Genomic DNA, 16,238 nt, shown 5'->3' with positions numbered 1-16,238 from the left:
CTCGGCCCCTAGTAAAAAGAATAAGAAAAAAACAGAGCCGACCGCTCATCTGCTGAGCGCTATTTTAATCCACAGGGATTCAAACACGACAGAATGCAAAATAGCGGGCGACAAAGATTGTGTCACTGGGGTGTATTGTCCAAACTGAAAGAAGAAGATTCTTATTGTCGTCACGTTTTTGGCAAGCAGGGCCTTATTTTTTGATAAAATCGGTTATCACCAACAATGAATTTTCCTGTCAATGAGGTAAAGCGCTATGCGCATTGGTATAGATCTGGGTGGCACCAAAATAGAGGTCATCGCATTGGCCAACGACGGGCAGGAGTTATTTCGTAAACGGGTTGATACACCCCGCCACGATTATCAAAATACCTTGCAGGCGATTGCAACGTTAGTTGCAGATGCGGAGCAGGCGACGGGCCAGCAGGGGAGTGTGGGGGTGGGTATCCCAGGGACTCTCTCTCCGTTTACAGGCAAAGTAAAAAATGCCAATTCAGTGTGGCTGAATGGTCAGATGGTAGATAAGGATTTATCAGAACTACTCTCCCGCCCAGTGCGATTGGCAAATGATGCTAACTGTTTGGCGGTATCAGAGGCTACCGATGGTGCGGGGGCGGGGAAACATCTGGTATTTGCGGCCATTATTGGTACCGGCTGTGGCTCTGGTATTGCTATTGATGGCCGGGTACATGCCGGCGGCAATGGTATTGCGGGTGAATGGGGCCATAACCCTTTACCGTGGCAAAATGATGAAGAGCGGCAATATCAACAGGAAGTAGCCTGCTATTGTGGTAAAAAAGGGTGTATTGAGACTTTTGTCTCCGGTACCGGCTTTGCGACAGATTATTTTCGTATGAGTGGCAAACAGCTTAAAGGCCACGAAATTATCGCCTTAGTAGCACAAGGGGATGCCATCGCAGAGCAAGCAATGAGCCATTATGAACAGCGCTTTGCCAAGTCGTTAGCTCATGTCATCAACTTGTTTGACCCAGATGTGGTGGTATTAGGAGGTGGCATGAGCAATGTTGAGCGGCTATATACAACCTTGCCCGCGCTAATCAGCCCATGGGTATTTGGTGGTGAGTGCCAGACCCCGGTGCGCAAAGCACTTCACGGCGATTCTAGTGGTGTGCGTGGGGCCGCTTGGTTGTGGCCTGCTATTACCCAGCATCCTTGACACTACAGCGTTGTTAGCGGCTCTCGTGCACCCGAATCACTTACTTGTGTAAGCTCATCGGGACTTACTCGTTTGCTGCCTGGCTGTAATGCCAATGCTTTTGGGTAATACTCTTTGTCCTTGACACGACAGCGTTGTTAGCGGCTCTCGCGCACCCGAATCACTTACTTGTGTAAGCTCATCGGGACTTACTCGTTTGCTGCCTAGCTGTAATGCCAATGCTTTTGGGTAATACTCTTTGTCCTTGACACTACAGCGTTGTTAGCGGCTCTCGCGCACCGAATCACTTACTGGTGTAAGCTCATCGGGACTTACTCGTTTGCTGCCTGGCTGTAATGCCAATGCTTTTGGGTAATACTCTTTGCCCTTGACACGACAGCGTTGTTAGCGGCTCTCGTGCACCCGAATCACTTACTGGTGTAAGCTCATCGGGACTTACTCGTTTGCTGCTAATGACGCTAGTTAATATGCGGTTTTACTTTACCTGCGTGACACTATTTTATCTGGAAGATACTGTCTAAGCGGCTAACGCCCAGTCCGTTGACTTTCTTCACTTTAATCTGCACTGGAATCCGGTCTTTCATTGCTTCAACATGGCTGATGACTCCAATGGTTTTGCCCGACGCATTCAGGCTATCCAGAGCATCCAGCGCAGTATCCAGTGTTTCAGCATCGAGCGTACCAAAGCCTTCATCAAGAAACAGAGAGTCAATGCTGGTTTTATGACTGACCAGATCCGACAGCGCCAGAGCAAGCGCCAAACTGACTAAAAAGCTTTCGCCCCCAGACAAGGTGCGGGTATCTCGTATTGCATCCGCCTGCCAGGTATCCACAACTTGCAGCTCTAATGCATCGCTGGTTTTGCGCTGTAACAAATAGCGGCCATGTAAGCGGCTGAGCTGGTTGTTTGCCAGATAAACCAGATGATCGAGTGTCAGACCCTGAGCAAATTTGCGGAATTTATCACCCTCTTTGGAACCAATTAAATGATTGAGATAGCTCCAATCTTCATATTGCTGCTGACTGTGCTCAATTTGCTCAAACAGTGCATGCTGGTTACTACGGCGCGCTGTGTCGCTTTCTAATTGATTGCGTAACTCGCCTTGCCGTAATGTATTGGCCTTTAGTTGCATCAACAATTGCTCTGATTGCTGTTGCAATACCACCAATTCAGATGCTTTATCGACACCCGCCGGACACTGCTGTAATAGTTGCTCCAGCGCTTCATTGGCATGTTGCTGGCGGATGTTGACTTGTTGTTGTCGCTCGCTCAATTGCTGTTTTAATTGCTGCAAACGTTGCCTTTCCTCTTCATCCAGCAGTGCGGCGTTTAAGGCGGCTTCATCCTCGAACTCGCTGATCGCCAGTGCTTGCTGTAATTGAGCTTGAGCGGTGGCAGCGCGCTGCTGATTATGCTGATATTGTTGCTCTAAGCCCGCCAGTTCCCCCGCTAATCGGTTTAGCTGGGACTGAGTCTGTTGCAGGATTTCTGTCGCATTCTGTTGTATCAACTCGGCTTGTTGTTGTTGTTGGCGCAACACCTGACGAGCCTCAGTAGTACTGATATTACCAAACAGTGCCTGACGTTGCTGACTCTGTTGTTGTAATAGGGTTTCAGCCTGTTGGTGTTGTTGGGTGAGCGCCGATAATTGGTCAACGCACTCTTGTAAATGGCGACGCTCTTCTTCAATCCGCGTTTCCAGTGTTTTTTGCCCCAGAACCAACTGTTGTTGTTCTTGCTGATTCTGCTGCCAACGCTGGTGTTCCTCTTCCCGCAGAGTCAGCCAACTCTGCTGCTGGTCTGCTGCTGGTACTGATAATGATAAATCAGCCAAACTATTATTGAAGTCTTGGCGCATCTGAGCTAAATCATCTTGCTGGCGTTGATGCTGTAACTGCAGTTTCTGCTGGGCTTGCTGAGTATCTTGCTGGCGCTGAGTGATTAATGCCAGTTGTTGCAAGTGTTTTTGCTGCTGTTGTTCTGCTTGAGCCAGAGCATCTTTAGCTTGTTGATATTGCTGGTTTAGTCGCTCATATTCAGCCAATTTCCGCTGGCAGTGTTGTTCTGATTGTTCCTGCTGTTCCAGCCAATCCATTAATGCTGCATGTTCATGTAATGCAAATGTCAACGCCAGAGGTTGCGCCAACAGCTGCCAGCGCTGTTGATAATCGGCCAATTGCTGGCGGCTGTGCTGTAACTCTTGCTCTAGATGCTGCTGCTGTTGCTGCATACTGTTGTTTTGCGCGCTTAATTCTGAGCCTTCAGTGGCGAGCTGTTCAACCTGACGGCGCAGTTTCTCGAGGCGTTCGGCTGTTTCCGACGGTTTTACCGCCTGATACTCAGTGATAGCGGGGTGATCCAATGCGCCACATAGTGGGCAGGCATCTCCCGGTTGGAGTTTGGCTCTTTCCGCTTCCAGTCTGACTATCTGATTTTCGCGTTCCCACAAGGTTTCCAGATCAGCCTGATGTTGTTTTTGATGTTTGTAGCGCTGACGTTTTTCTTCTAACTGCTGTTCAAGCTGTTTTAATTGTTGCTGTTGGCTGGCGAATTGCTGCTGCTGTTTATCGTGCTGTGCCTGAACTTGTTGTGCTAAAGGCGATAATGTGGCGAGTTGTTGCCGGGCCGGTCGCTGTTGCTGCAACTCGTCAAGTTGTTGGCGCAATTGTGCTGCGGGCTGTTGCTGCTCGAATGCTGCTAATTGCTGCTGGATGCTACCTGCTTGCGAGGCCGCGTGTACTAATACGGCCTGTTGCTGTTTATCCTGTTCATTTAATGTGGCCGCTTGCTGTTGCAAGTTGCTAAGTAATAAGGCTTGCTGCTGTAATTGCTGCTCGTTAGCCACTGACTGCTGGTGCTGTATGTGCAATTGGCGGAACTGTTCGCGCCATAACGGTAGGTACTTTACCCAGTGTTGATGGTGGGGATATTGCTGTGCATATTCAGCTAATTGTTGCAGGCGCTGATGCATTTTTAGCAACTGCTGCTCATTTAACTCAAGTTGCTGTCTACTTTGTTGTTCTTTGCCGCGCAATTGCTGCAATTGAGTGGCAAATTGCGCTAATGAGTGCTGTTGTTGCGCGATAAGGTTATCCAGCGGTACCACTTTTTGCTCAATCAGTGTTTCTTGTTCATGCTGCTTGGCCGCCTGTTGTTGGCGTGCGGTATTGGCTTGTTCCAGAGCTTGAGCCAGGGGGGTTAGTTGGCTCTGAAGCTGTTGCTGCTGTTGGGTCAGCGCGGTGATACGCAGTTGTGTCTGTTGCACATCCTGTTGGCTGAGTGAGCAGTCACGCAGTAAAGGGCGCAACTTCTCAGCCGGTTCACTACGGGCCAGCCGTTGTAATTCGGGTTGTGCCTGCTGATATTCTTGTTCAATAATTGTTTGCTGCTGCTGATATTCTTGTAGATTCTGCTGCTGTCTCTGCCAGCCGGTTAACCAGTTTATTTGGTTTTGACTCGCTGATTGTGCTGAAACAAGCTGCTTTTCTTGTTGGTGGAGATCATCGATTTGTTGCGTTAATGCCAAGCGCTGTTCTTCATTGAGCAGTTCAATACCACTGGCACGTTGATGTAAAGCATCCAGATTGGTCTTGGCTTGTTTATGTTGCTCAAAGACATATTCAGATAGCCGCCCGTAGATATCAGTCCCCGTTAGCTCTTCCAATAATTCAGCACGGTCATTGGCATCGGCATTGAGAAAAGCAGCAAACTGCCCCTGCGATAACATCATTGATTTAGTGAAACGGCCAAAATCCAGGCCGGTGATCGCTGCAACCATCTCCAACTTATCACGAACTTTATCGGCCAGGATTTTACCGCTGTCGCATAGCGCCAACTCAACTTTAGGGGCTTGCAGATTACCTTCCGGGCTGTTTTTTGCCCGCCGTTGGCTCCAGAATGCACGGTAGCAGATGCCTTTTACTTCAAACTCAACTTCGGCTAGTGACTCCGCTGTGTGGCGTGTCATTAGCTCATTTTGGCTGGGCGTGACAGTCAAACGTGGTGTTTGGTGGTATAGCGCAAGGCATATGGCATCCAGCAGTGTGGTTTTACCTGCGCCTGTCGGGCCAGTGATAGCGAATAAACCGTTGCTGGCAAAAGGTTCGGCGGTGAAATCTATCTTCCACTCCCCTTGCAGAGAATTAATGTTTTTTAGACGTAAGCTTAAAATCCTCATGCAGGCTGCTCCTGTGCGGCATCTTTATCTTGCGTGATGTCATCAACCACCTGATTGAACATTTGACGCATCCGCTGTTGGCGCGGCTCGGCTAAGTCTGGCTCCAGCGCCAGCCTGCGTTCAAACACATCGGTAACACTCAGCTCATTGAGTGTCTCTTTTTCCTGCCGCTCGATACTGTTGTTACGTTGTTCTTTACTGCGACGTAACAATACAATTTCAACCGGTAGCTCTGTGGTCAGAGCCTGAATACGGCGTTGGATATCAGTAAGATAGTCTTGGGTGGCAACTTCTATATCTAGCCATACGGGTAAGCCTTGATGCTCAGAGAATTGAACCAGTTGCTGCTCTATTTGCGCTAAATCCCCTTTAATTAATTGCATTGGCTGAAATTGTGGGATGAAGAGAGGGGTAACTGATGCCAGTGCCTGTTGGTGGAACTCCACCAGATAGACGCTTTTCTCCTTGCTCAATTCATCAAAACTGAGAGCAATGGGGGAGCCGCTATAACGGATATGTTCAGTTTTAGCCACTTGTTGGGCGCGATGAATATGGCCTAAAGCAATGTAATCTGCTGGTGGAAATGCCTGCGCGGGGAAAGCATCCAATGTACCAATATAGATATCGCGAACCGAGTCTGTCGTGGTGACGCCAACGGTAGTCAGGTGCCCGGTGGCAATAATGGGCAGTGGCAAACCCAGTTCGGTACGCAGTTCAACCGCCCGCTGATACAGTGCCTGGTAGTGACCCGCGATCGCTTCTTGTAAAGCCAGTTGTTTTTGCCCTCCAGATTCACCCGCCTGACTGGTGACTAAGTCCCTTGGCCGTAAGAACGGGATCGCACACAGCAGAGCCGCAGGTTGATGTTGGCGGTCTTTTAGAATAATGATTTGTTGATCGAGATTGCTGTTGGCGCACGAAATAACGGTGGTATTGAGATAAGAGAGCAAACCCCGTGATTCATTCAGTGTTGACACAGAATCGTGATTCCCCCCCAATACCACTAACTGACAGCCAGTGGGTTGGAGCTCAACCACGAAACGGTTATATAGCTCACGGGCGTAACTGGGCGGGGAGCCAGTATCAAAGATATCACCTGCTACAATTAGCGCATCTACCTGATTTTCTTCGATCTGATTAATGAGCCAGTGCAGAAATGCCTGATGCTCAGCAGCGCGGCTTTTAGTGAAGAAATGCTGGCCTAAATGCCAATCAGAGGTATGAATAATGCGCATAAATCTCCCGCACGGCAGGTTATCAGTCAAAGATAATGGCGCTGATTATAAACGCTGCCCGCCGGATGTCGCGGCTAAAAAAAGGCTATGAGGAAAATCTCCGAGACGTCTCGCAAACTTGACTGCTGTGTTTTGCAATTATCATGAAATTTATCACTATGCTTATTGCTAGTAGAAGCGTGATGTTTTTCATAAAAATGTCACAAAACTGACGCATAATGGCTCCCGAAATCAAATAGTGACCACTAACATACTGGCAGGGTTGATGATGGCAAGACGCATACTTGTGGTGGAAGATGAAGCGCCAATCCGTGAGATGGTGTGCTTTGTGTTGGAACAGAATGGTTACCAACCATTAGAAGCCGAAGATTATGACAGCGCAGTAACTCGTCTGTCGGAGCCTTTCCCTGATTTAGTGCTGTTGGACTGGATGTTACCTGGCGGCTCGGGTATTCAGTTCATTAAACATATGAAACGTGAAGCGTTGACCAGAGATATTCCGGTGATGATGCTGACGGCCCGTGGCGAAGAAGAGGATAGGGTGCGCGGTTTGGAAGTGGGCGCAGATGACTATATTACCAAGCCGTTTTCGCCGAAGGAGCTGGTTGCGCGTATTAAAGCAGTGATGCGCCGAATATCGCCGATGGCGGTTGAGGAAGTTATTGAAATGCAAGGGCTAAGCCTTGATCCTTCCTCACATCGGGTTATGGCCAATGAGCAAGCGCTGGATATGGGGCCGACCGAGTTTAAGTTATTGCACTTCTTTATGACCCACCCGGAGCGCGTTTACAGCCGTGAACAGTTGCTTAATTATGTTTGGGGCACTAACGTTTATGTAGAAGATCGTACGGTTGACGTGCATATTCGTCGGCTACGCAAGGCGCTTGAAATTGATGGTCATGACAGAATGGTACAAACTGTCCGGGGAACTGGATACCGTTTCTCAACGCGCTACTGAGTTTTCAGTGCCGGAGAATTCGTTGTGTTAGAACGCTTATCATGGAAAACGCTGGCTCTCGAGCTGGCTCTTTTTTGTCTGCCTGCATTACTCCTGGGTGCCTTCATCGGCTATCTTCCTTGGCTATTGCTGATTTCAGCTGTCGCGGCGCTGGTTTGGAATTTCTATAATCAACTTAAGTTATCTCACTGGCTGTGGTTAGACCGTAGCATGACACCACCTGCTGGTCGCTGGAGCTGGGAGCCTTTATTTTACGGCTTGTACCAAATGCAGTTGCGAAATCGTCGGCGTCGGCGCGAACTGGCTTTGCTTATCAAACGTTTCCGCAGTGGTGCCGAATCATTGCCTGACGCGGTCGTTATTACTACAATTGATGGCAATATCTTCTGGTGTAACGGTTTAGCTCAGCAATTGTTAGGGTTTCGTTGGCCGGAGGATAACGGCCAACACATCCTTAATTTATTGCGCTACCCGGAATTCAGCCAATATCTGCAACAACAAGAGTTCTCCCGCCCGTTGACTCTGCAACTGAACAATGGTTATTACGTCGAATTTCGTGTGATGCCTTATTCAGAAGGGCAATTATTGATGGTTGCCCGTGATGTTACCCAGATGCGGCAGTTGGAAGGCGCAAGGCGTAATTTCTTTGCCAACGTCAGTCATGAATTGCGTACGCCACTGACGGTGTTGCAAGGTTATCTGGAAATGATGAATGACCAAGAACTGGTTGGGCCATTACGGGATAAAGCACTGGGGATCATGCAAGAGCAGACTAAGCGAATGGATGGGTTGGTAAAACAGCTCTTGACGCTATCACGAATTGAAGCGGCACCTAATGTGGATATGAATGAGCGGGTGGATATTCCGTTGATGCTGAAAGTGTTACAGCATGAAGTTCAGGCTCTCAGTAACGGACGACATGAGATTACCTTCCGGGTTAACGACCAATTAAAAGTGTTTGGCAACGAAGACCAACTGCGCAGTGCGGTATCAAATCTGGTTTATAACGCCGTCAATCACACGCCTGTTGGTACCCAAATTGAGGTGTGTTGGCAGCAAACTCCACAAGGTGCACAATTTCAGGTCAGCGATAATGGGCCGGGAATCGGTCCTGAACATGTTCCACGGCTAACGGAGCGGTTCTATCGGGTGGATAAAGCCCGATCACGGCAAACGGGGGGCAGTGGGTTAGGGCTGGCAATTGTGAAACATGCATTGAGTCATCACGATGCACGTTTAGAGGTCATGAGCGAAATCGGTCTGGGGACTCGATTTATCTTTACCTTGCCGAATCGATTGATTGTTCCCGCAGTTTTAGCCGAGAATGCAGTCAAATCCTAAAAACTGCATGGATACCAAGCTGATGAAATGGGCAAAACTGACGTTGTTGCATGTCATGTTATGGTTTAGCCATGCCGTTTTAGCGCAATCTGAAGCGGTACTGTCCCCTCCGGTTGCGGTTTTGCCGATGGCTTCCGTGCCTGCCACCAATACCTTATCAGGCAACCTCTCCAGTGTGGGTTCTGACACCTTAGCCAATCTGATGTCCTTGTGGGCTGATGATTTTAATCATCACTATCCTGGCGTTAATTTGCAAATTCAGGCGGCAGGTTCCTCTACTGCCCCTGCGGCGTTGGCTGTCGGTGCCGCCCAGCTTGGGCCGATGAGCCGCCCAATGAAAGCGGGTGAGATCAACGCATTTATTCAACGTTATGGCTATCCGCCACTGGCAGTTCCTGTGGCAGTTGATGCATTGGTGGTGTTTGTTCATCAGGATAACCCACTGAACAAACTGACTTTATCGCAGCTTGATGCTATTTTTTCGCAAAATCGCCGATGTGGAGAGCCACACCAAATTCAGCGCTTTGGTCAGTTGGGATTGGAAGGGGCGTGGGCGGCGCGTTCCTTACAACGTTATAGCCGGAACTCAGCTTCGGGGACCTATGGATACTTCAAACATAAGGTGTTGTGCGATGGTGATTTTATAAATAATGTCAATGAGTTGCCTGGGTCCGCTTCTGTGGTACAGGCGGTGGCTGGCTCATTGAATGGCATTGGCTATGCCAGTATTGGTTTTCGTAATAGTGGTGTTAAACCGTTGTCACTGGCGGCGGTGGGGCAGGATTTTGTGATGCCAACACCTGAGAATGTTAAAGATGGCCGCTACCCTTTATCACGTTATCTGTATATTTATATCAATAAAGCTCCGGGCCAGCCACTGGAGCCATTGACTGCGGCGTTCCTTGAGCGGGTTCTATCGCCCGAGGGGCAAAAAAGGGTCACCCATGATGGCTATTTACCCCTACCTCCCGAGGTACTGATTCAGACCCGAAAAGCGTTAGGTTTTTACTGATTAAGGTGTTTCAGTAGTCGTTTTTTGTTTATCCAATCTGGCATTATCTCTGCGTATAAAACGATCAGTCTCTCCTGAGTATTGGTCACCAGATTGGCGGTAAATTGTTAACGACTGGCTACAAATAATACAAATCATATGGCGTGTATCTCTCAAAACATGGCATGATTAACTGGTTTGATAAAATTATCTGGATGATGATTCTGCTTTTATGATCCCGACTTGCCTTTCTCCGCTATAAACGGTCTACTTAGCGCCGTTGTTGGCCTATTCCACCTGCAAATAACTTCAAAAACACTGCATACTGACGAAATAGATTGCTTATTAACCGCCGGAGTTTGCGTTTATCAGAGCTTTGTATCGTTTCGATCACGTCGGGAAGGCCACAACTTAGAACTTTTCCTTTTGGCCATTTAACTTAGGCAACACACACCACTATGAGTCATCGTTTATCGTCTAAAGATATTATGGCATTAGGTTTTATGACCTTTGCCTTATTCGTTGGAGCTGGCAACATCATCTTCCCGCCGATGGTTGGTTTACAATCGGGTGAACATGTATGGTGGGCAGCTCTTGGTTTCCTGATAACCGCAGTTGGCTTACCGGTTATTACCATTATCGCGCTGGCCCGGGTGGGCGGGGGGATTGATGCCCTGAGTAGCCCAATTGGCCGTAGTGCTGGTTTGGTACTGGCTACCGTCTGTTATTTGGCTGTCGGCCCACTGTTTGCCACGCCACGAACCGCAACAGTTTCCTTCGAAGTGGGCATCGCCCCTTTGACGGGTGATGGCCCGTTGCCGCTGTTTATTTATAGTGTGGTTTATTTCGCGCTGGTGATTGGAATTTCGCTCTATCCGGGGCGTTTGCTGGACACCGTCGGTCATATTCTGGCACCACTGAAAATTCTGGCGCTTGCTATCTTGGGTATCGCGGCGTTGATTTGGCCTGCCGGTCCGTTGATTTCAGCCACTGATGCCTATCAGAACGTGCCTTTCTCCTCTGGTTTCGTTAATGGTTATCTGACCATGGATACCTTGGGTGCCTTGGTCTTTGGTATCGTTATCGTCAATGCGGCCCGTTCGCGTGGAGTGGTTTCCGCAGGGCTGCTGACGCGCTATACCATTTGGGCAGGATTGATTGCCGGTATCGGTTTGACGCTCGTTTACTTGAGCTTGTTTAAACTTGGCAGCGGCAGTGGCAGCCTGACGCCTGACGCACAGAATGGCGCAGTCGTGTTGCATGCTTATGTTCAGCACACCTTTGGTGGTTTGGGCAGTGTGTTCCTGGCCGCATTGATTTTCATTGCCTGTATGGTGACCGCTGTGGGCCTAACGTGTGCCTGTGCTGAATTCTTTGCTCAGTACTTGCCGCTGTCTTATCGGGCGCTGGTATTCATTCTCGGTATCTTCTCAATGATGGTATCGAATTTGGGCTTGAGTCACCTAATTCAGATTTCCATTCCGGTGCTGACAGCGATATATCCGCCATGCATCGTGCTGGTTTTGATGAGCTTTACTTTGCGCTGGTGGCATCATGCCTCACGTATCGTGGCTCCAGTTATGCTGGTTAGTTTGCTGTTCGGTATTCTTGATGCGGTGAAGGCTTCTACCTTCGCGCACTTCCTGCCTGAATGGACTCAGCATCTGCCATTGGCTGAACAAGGTCTGGCGTGGTTATCGCCTTCCCTGCTGGTATTCGTCGTCGTAGGGTTGTACGATCGCCTCTGCTGTCGCCAGGAAGTTGCTGCTAAGCAATAACGGCACAGCCATAGGATTTTTTTAGCCACGGCTCATCCCCGTGGCTTTTTGCTGAAAAAAGACGGGGCAATGTACATGGAATTACCAGTCAAAAATAAGCTGAAACGGGGCCTGACGACCCGTCATATCCGCTTTATGGCATTAGGGTCAGCAATAGGTACCGGCTTATTCTATGGTTCGGCTGATGCGATAAGAATGGCAGGGCCTAGTGTGTTATTGGCATACCTGATCGGTGGCGTGGTGGCATTTATCATCATGCGCGCGTTGGGTGAGATGTCAGTGAATAACCCACAGGCCAGCTCTTTCTCGCGCTATGCACAAGATTACCTTGGGCCAATGGCGGGCTATATCACCGGCTGGACGTATTGCTTTGAGATTTTGATTGTTGCTATTGCTGATGTGACCGCCTTCGGTATCTATATGGGGGTCTGGTTCCCGGACGTGCCTCATTGGGTATGGGTGCTGAGTGTGGTGCTGATTATTGGCGCAGTTAATATGATGAGCGTCAAAGTCTTCGGTGAACTGGAGTTCTGGTTCTCGTTCTTTAAAGTTGCCACCATCATCATCATGATTCTGGCCGGGTTTGGTATCATTATTTGGGGTATTGGTAACGGTGGGCAGCCGACCGGTATTCATAATTTATGGACTAACGGCGGCTTCTTCAGTAACGGTTATGTCGGCATGATCCTATCATTGCAACTGGTGATGTTTGCTTATGGTGGTATTGAGATTATCGGTATTACTGCCGGGGAAGCTGAAAATCCAAAAAGCTCCATTCCGAAAGCAATTAACTCAGTGCCGTGGCGTATCCTGGTATTCTACGTCGGTACCCTGTTTGTCATCATGTCTATCTACCCTTGGAATCAGGTGGGCACGAACGGTAGCCCATTTGTACTGACCTTCCAGCATATGGGGATTACCGTTGCGGCAGGTATTCTCAACTTTGTGGTGATCACCGCTTCATTATCTGCCATTAACAGTGATGTCTTTGGTGTCGGGCGTATGTTGAACGGAATGGCGGAACAGGGCCATGCACCAAAAGCCTTTGCGGCAATATCCAAGCGTGGTGTGCCTTGGGTGACGGTGTTGGTGATGATGTTTGCCATGCTGATTGCGGTTTATCTGAACTACATCATGCCGGAAAATGTGTTCCTGGTTATCGCATCGCTGGCGACTTTTGCCACTGTATGGGTATGGATCATGATTTTGTTTTCCCAGATTGGTTTCCGGCGTTCATTAAGCAAAGAACAGATTAAGGCGCTGGATTTCCCACTGCGTGGCGGTACCTTTACTTCGGTGCTGGCAATCATTTTCCTGGTGTTTATCATCGCTCTGATTGGCTGGTTCCCGACAACCCGCATTTCACTGTATGTAGGGTTAGTGTGGATTGCATTGTTGTTGGTGGGGTATTACTTGAAAGTGCGCCATCAAAAGAAACAGCGAGAGCTTGCCAAAGAAACTGAGTAATACTGAGTCAATACCTACTATCAAGCCGGGAGATTTCTCGGCTTTTTTTGCTCTATACAATCTGGGGCATTCTGCTATTTACCCCCATACTTCTCCTCCCCCAATCTCATCCCTGATATTTATAGTGACAGATGAGGGGGAAGCAGCCACTACATGACATTATTTATATCGGCGAGCTGTATATTCAGATAAATCGCCTATCTCAGGTGAATGTGTCGCGGCGTTAATGTCTGCACCAGATAGCCTTAACAGGAATGGTTTTGGTTAACGCAGGAGAATTTTATGCTTAGTGGTTGGCATCTTCCGGTCCCGCCTTTTGTTCGTCAGCGAGGCGACGCATTACAGATTACTTTATGGTTGCATGGTGAATGGTTGCATGGCGACACATTACCAGCACAGGTTTTCTTACGCTGCGAACCGGATAATGAAGAATGGCTACTGACGATGAAAGGCCAACAGCGTGATGGCTTTTGGTGTTATCGCGCGACGCTGCCTTTACATGAAGGGCAACCTACACGGCGCTACTGTTTTAAACTGTTATGGGATGACGACCAACAATGGTTCGGCCCGCTGGGATTCTCGCGGGTTCCTCCGGCGCAACTGGCTCAGTTTGCCATTGATATGCCCGACAGTGGCCCCGACTGGGTGGCCGACCAAGTCTTTTATCAGATATTCCCCGATCGGTTTGCCAGTAGTCAGGGTGAGCACGGCATGCAAAATGCGAGCTATTATCATCACGCTGCGGGTCATTCGGTGGCTCGTCGTGCATGGCAACAACCATTGGATGACACTAATGCCGCTTCAACATTCTATGGCGGTGATCTGGCGGGTATCAGTCAAAAAATCACTTATTTACAACAACTTGGCGTTACTGCGTTGTATCTAAATCCAATTTTTACCGCACCCAGCGTACATAAATATGATACGCAAGATTATTATCAGATAGATCCCTATCTGGGCGGTGAGGCGGCTTTTCTGCAATTACGTATGGCTACCCGTGAGGCCGGCATAAAATTGGTACTTGATGGGGTGTTTAATCATACCGGTGATTCCCATCATTGGTTTGATAGGCACCAGCAAGGGGATAATGGGGCTTGTCATCATCAGGACTCACCTTATCGTGGCTGGTTTAATTTCTTCCCCGATGGGCGGGCGTTGGATTGGAAAGGTAATGCCAGCTTGCCGAAACTCAACTTCGCGAGTGAGGACGTGGTAAATCAAATCTATCGGGGCGACGGTAGTGTGGTGCGTTATTGGTTACGCCCCCCTTACAGCATTGATGGTTGGCGGTTAGATGTGGTGCATATGTTGGGGGAGGACGGCGGAGCGAAAGGGAATTTGCGCCATTTGACCGGTATATATCAGGCAGCAAAAGAGGAAAATCCGCAGGCCTATATTCTGGGGGAACACTTTGGCGACGCACGTAATTGGTTACATGCCGGTGTAGAAGATTCGGCAATGAATTACATGGGGTTTGCATTACCGGTGCGTAGCTTTTTAGCGGGCCAGGATGTGGCTTATCATCCGATAAAACTCAAGGCTGAGGATTGTGCCTACTGGATGGATGAGTACCGAGCCGGATTGCCGCACGGCCATCAGTTGCGTTTATTTAATCAACTGGACAGCCATGATACCGCCCGTTTTATAACCCTACTGAATAATGACAAAGCCCGAATGCAGATGGCGCTGGTGTGGTTATTTAGCTGGATTGGTGTGCCTTGCTTATTTTATGGCGATGAAATTGGTCTTGATGGTGGTAATGATCCGTTCTGCCGCAAACCGTTCCCGTGGGATGAGGCTCAATGGGATAATGACCTGTTGAAATTATGCCAACGGCTGGCGGCTCTAAGGCACAAAAGCATGGCGCTGCGGCGTGGTGGTTGTCAGGTGGTTTATGCCAATGGTGACACTTTGGTGTTTATTCGTAGCTACCAACGTGAACGAGTGATGGTCGCGATACAACGTATTAGTGATATCAATGTTTCGTTGCCAGCATCCCCTTTACTCAATGTCGCTAAGTGGCTGCGCCTGGAAGGCTCATCCGAGCTGGATGGCACTGAGTCAGGCGTCAATCTGCACTTGGCTGGCGAGAGTGTCACTTTGTGGCGTGGTGTTGGTGAGCGCTAACTTAATCGTTAGCCAGCAGTGATAGCGATTAAAAGCGGCCAAGCGCCGCTTTTCCTTTTGTTGAGATATTATATATATGATAGGTAATCGTATGGCTGACCAAACAGTGGGCAGGTAACATTCAGCAAAGGGAAAATGATATGAGCACAATTAAACGAAAGGCATTGATCATTGGCGCCTCAAGAGGTTTGGGACTGGGGCTGGTTGACGAACTTAATCGCCGTGGTTGGTCAGTGACTGCGACGACACGCGGTGCTGCGAAAGATACCGCAGCCCATGCCGCCCATTGGCTAACATTGGATATTAATAAACCTGAAAGTATTAAGCAGTTTTTGCCGCAGCTACAGGGGCAGATATTCGACCTCATATTTGTTAATGCGGGTATCTCTGGGCCGGAACATCAATCAGCTCTTGAGGCGCAACCGGAAGATATTCTGGAATTATTCCAAACCAATGCCGTTTCACCTATCCGTATCGCTCAGCATCTGCTGACACAACGTAATCCAACTCAAAGTGTATTGGCCTTTATGTCTTCTCAGTTGGGGAGTATTGGTCATAATGCCTCCGGCCATAAACCTCTCTATTCAGCCAGTAAAGCCGCACTAAATATGATGACCCGTAGTTTGGTTGCTGAAGTGGCCGATCCGGCTCTGACGGTGCTATCGATTCATCCAGGTTGGGTAAAAACGGATATGGGCGGGGATGCGGCACCCCTGACCATTACGACCAGTGTGAAGGGCGTGGTCGACCAAATTGAGCACGCTTCCGGTAAGGGCGGTCACGGTTTTATTGATTACCAGGGGCATACATTGCCTTGGTAATATCAATAAGCCAGTAAATTTCCCCCACCAATACATTGATGGGGGATGAATAGCATTGTTAATCAATATCTATATAGCCTAAATAATTCGAGTTGCAGGAAGGCGGCAAGCGAATGAGTCCCGATGAGCTTACTGGAGTAAGTGATTCTGGGGATTGAGAGCAGC

Annotated in this window: 10 protein-coding genes; 8 read left to right on the top strand and 2 right to left on the bottom strand. The window is 48.8% G+C overall.

Annotation, left to right across the window (positions count from 1 at the left end; genetic code table 11):
- Positions 1 to 256: 256 nt before the first annotated feature.
- Complete coding sequence (mak, locus tag V1956_RS20460) at positions 257 to 1,177, top strand: fructokinase (RefSeq protein ID WP_372558171.1); 921 nt, start codon at positions 257 to 259, stop codon at positions 1,175 to 1,177.
- A gap of 494 nt (positions 1,178 to 1,671) precedes the next feature.
- On the opposite strand, the gene V1956_RS20455 is transcribed toward mak, so the two are convergent.
- On the bottom strand, positions 1,672 to 5,355 hold the full coding sequence (locus V1956_RS20455; protein ID WP_442825604.1) for an AAA family ATPase: 3,684 nt from the start codon (positions 5,353 to 5,355) through the stop codon (positions 1,672 to 1,674).
- Entirely contained in the window at positions 5,352 to 6,590 is a 1,239-nt protein-coding gene (gene sbcD / locus V1956_RS20450) for an exonuclease subunit SbcD (RefSeq protein ID WP_372558173.1), read from the bottom strand. The genes V1956_RS20455 and sbcD overlap by 4 nt, the downstream gene beginning before the upstream one ends.
- Positions 6,591 to 6,858: 268 nt before the next feature.
- On the opposite strand from sbcD, the gene phoB reads away from it, so the two are divergent.
- The 7 genes from phoB (at position 6,859) to V1956_RS20415 (ending at position 16,073) form a co-directional block, all read left to right on the top strand.
- Positions 6,859 to 7,548, top strand: a complete 690-nt coding sequence (gene phoB, locus V1956_RS20445) for a phosphate response regulator transcription factor PhoB (RefSeq protein ID WP_025377384.1) — start codon at positions 6,859 to 6,861, stop codon at positions 7,546 to 7,548.
- A gap of 24 nt (positions 7,549 to 7,572) precedes the next feature.
- A complete protein-coding gene (phoR, locus tag V1956_RS20440) occupies positions 7,573 to 8,889 on the top strand; it encodes a phosphate regulon sensor histidine kinase PhoR (RefSeq protein WP_442825603.1) in 1,317 nt (438 codons plus the stop codon).
- A gap of 22 nt (positions 8,890 to 8,911) precedes the next feature.
- Entirely contained in the window at positions 8,912 to 9,901 is a 990-nt protein-coding gene (locus V1956_RS20435) for a PstS family phosphate ABC transporter substrate-binding protein (protein WP_420074419.1), read from the top strand.
- Between the two features lie 437 nt (positions 9,902 to 10,338).
- Positions 10,339 to 11,658 (top strand): branched-chain amino acid transport system II carrier protein, encoded by a 1,320-nt coding sequence (brnQ, locus tag V1956_RS20430; RefSeq protein ID WP_083160081.1) that lies wholly within the window; start codon positions 10,339 to 10,341, stop codon positions 11,656 to 11,658.
- Between the two features lie 75 nt (positions 11,659 to 11,733).
- Entirely contained in the window at positions 11,734 to 13,125 is a 1,392-nt protein-coding gene (gene proY, locus V1956_RS20425; RefSeq protein WP_372558176.1) for a proline-specific permease ProY, read from the top strand.
- A 282-nt stretch (positions 13,126 to 13,407) separates the two neighbouring features.
- The gene (gene malZ, locus V1956_RS20420) at positions 13,408 to 15,252 is read left to right on the top strand and encodes a maltodextrin glucosidase (protein ID WP_420074420.1); all 1,845 of its coding nucleotides are present in this window, start codon (positions 13,408 to 13,410) and stop codon (positions 15,250 to 15,252) included.
- A 140-nt stretch (positions 15,253 to 15,392) separates the two neighbouring features.
- Positions 15,393 to 16,073: an SDR family oxidoreductase gene (locus V1956_RS20415; RefSeq protein ID WP_420071189.1), complete on the top strand. Its 681-nt coding sequence runs from the start codon at positions 15,393 to 15,395 to the stop codon at positions 16,071 to 16,073.
- Positions 16,074 to 16,238 lie beyond the last annotated feature (165 nt).

Source organism: Yersinia sp. 2540 StPb PI, from assembly GCF_052217165.1.
GTDB lineage: Bacteria > Pseudomonadota > Gammaproteobacteria > Enterobacterales > Enterobacteriaceae > Yersinia > Yersinia enterocolitica_E.
Note: the sequence above shows the minus strand (reverse complement) of the source record. Positions and strands in the feature narration are given on the sequence as shown.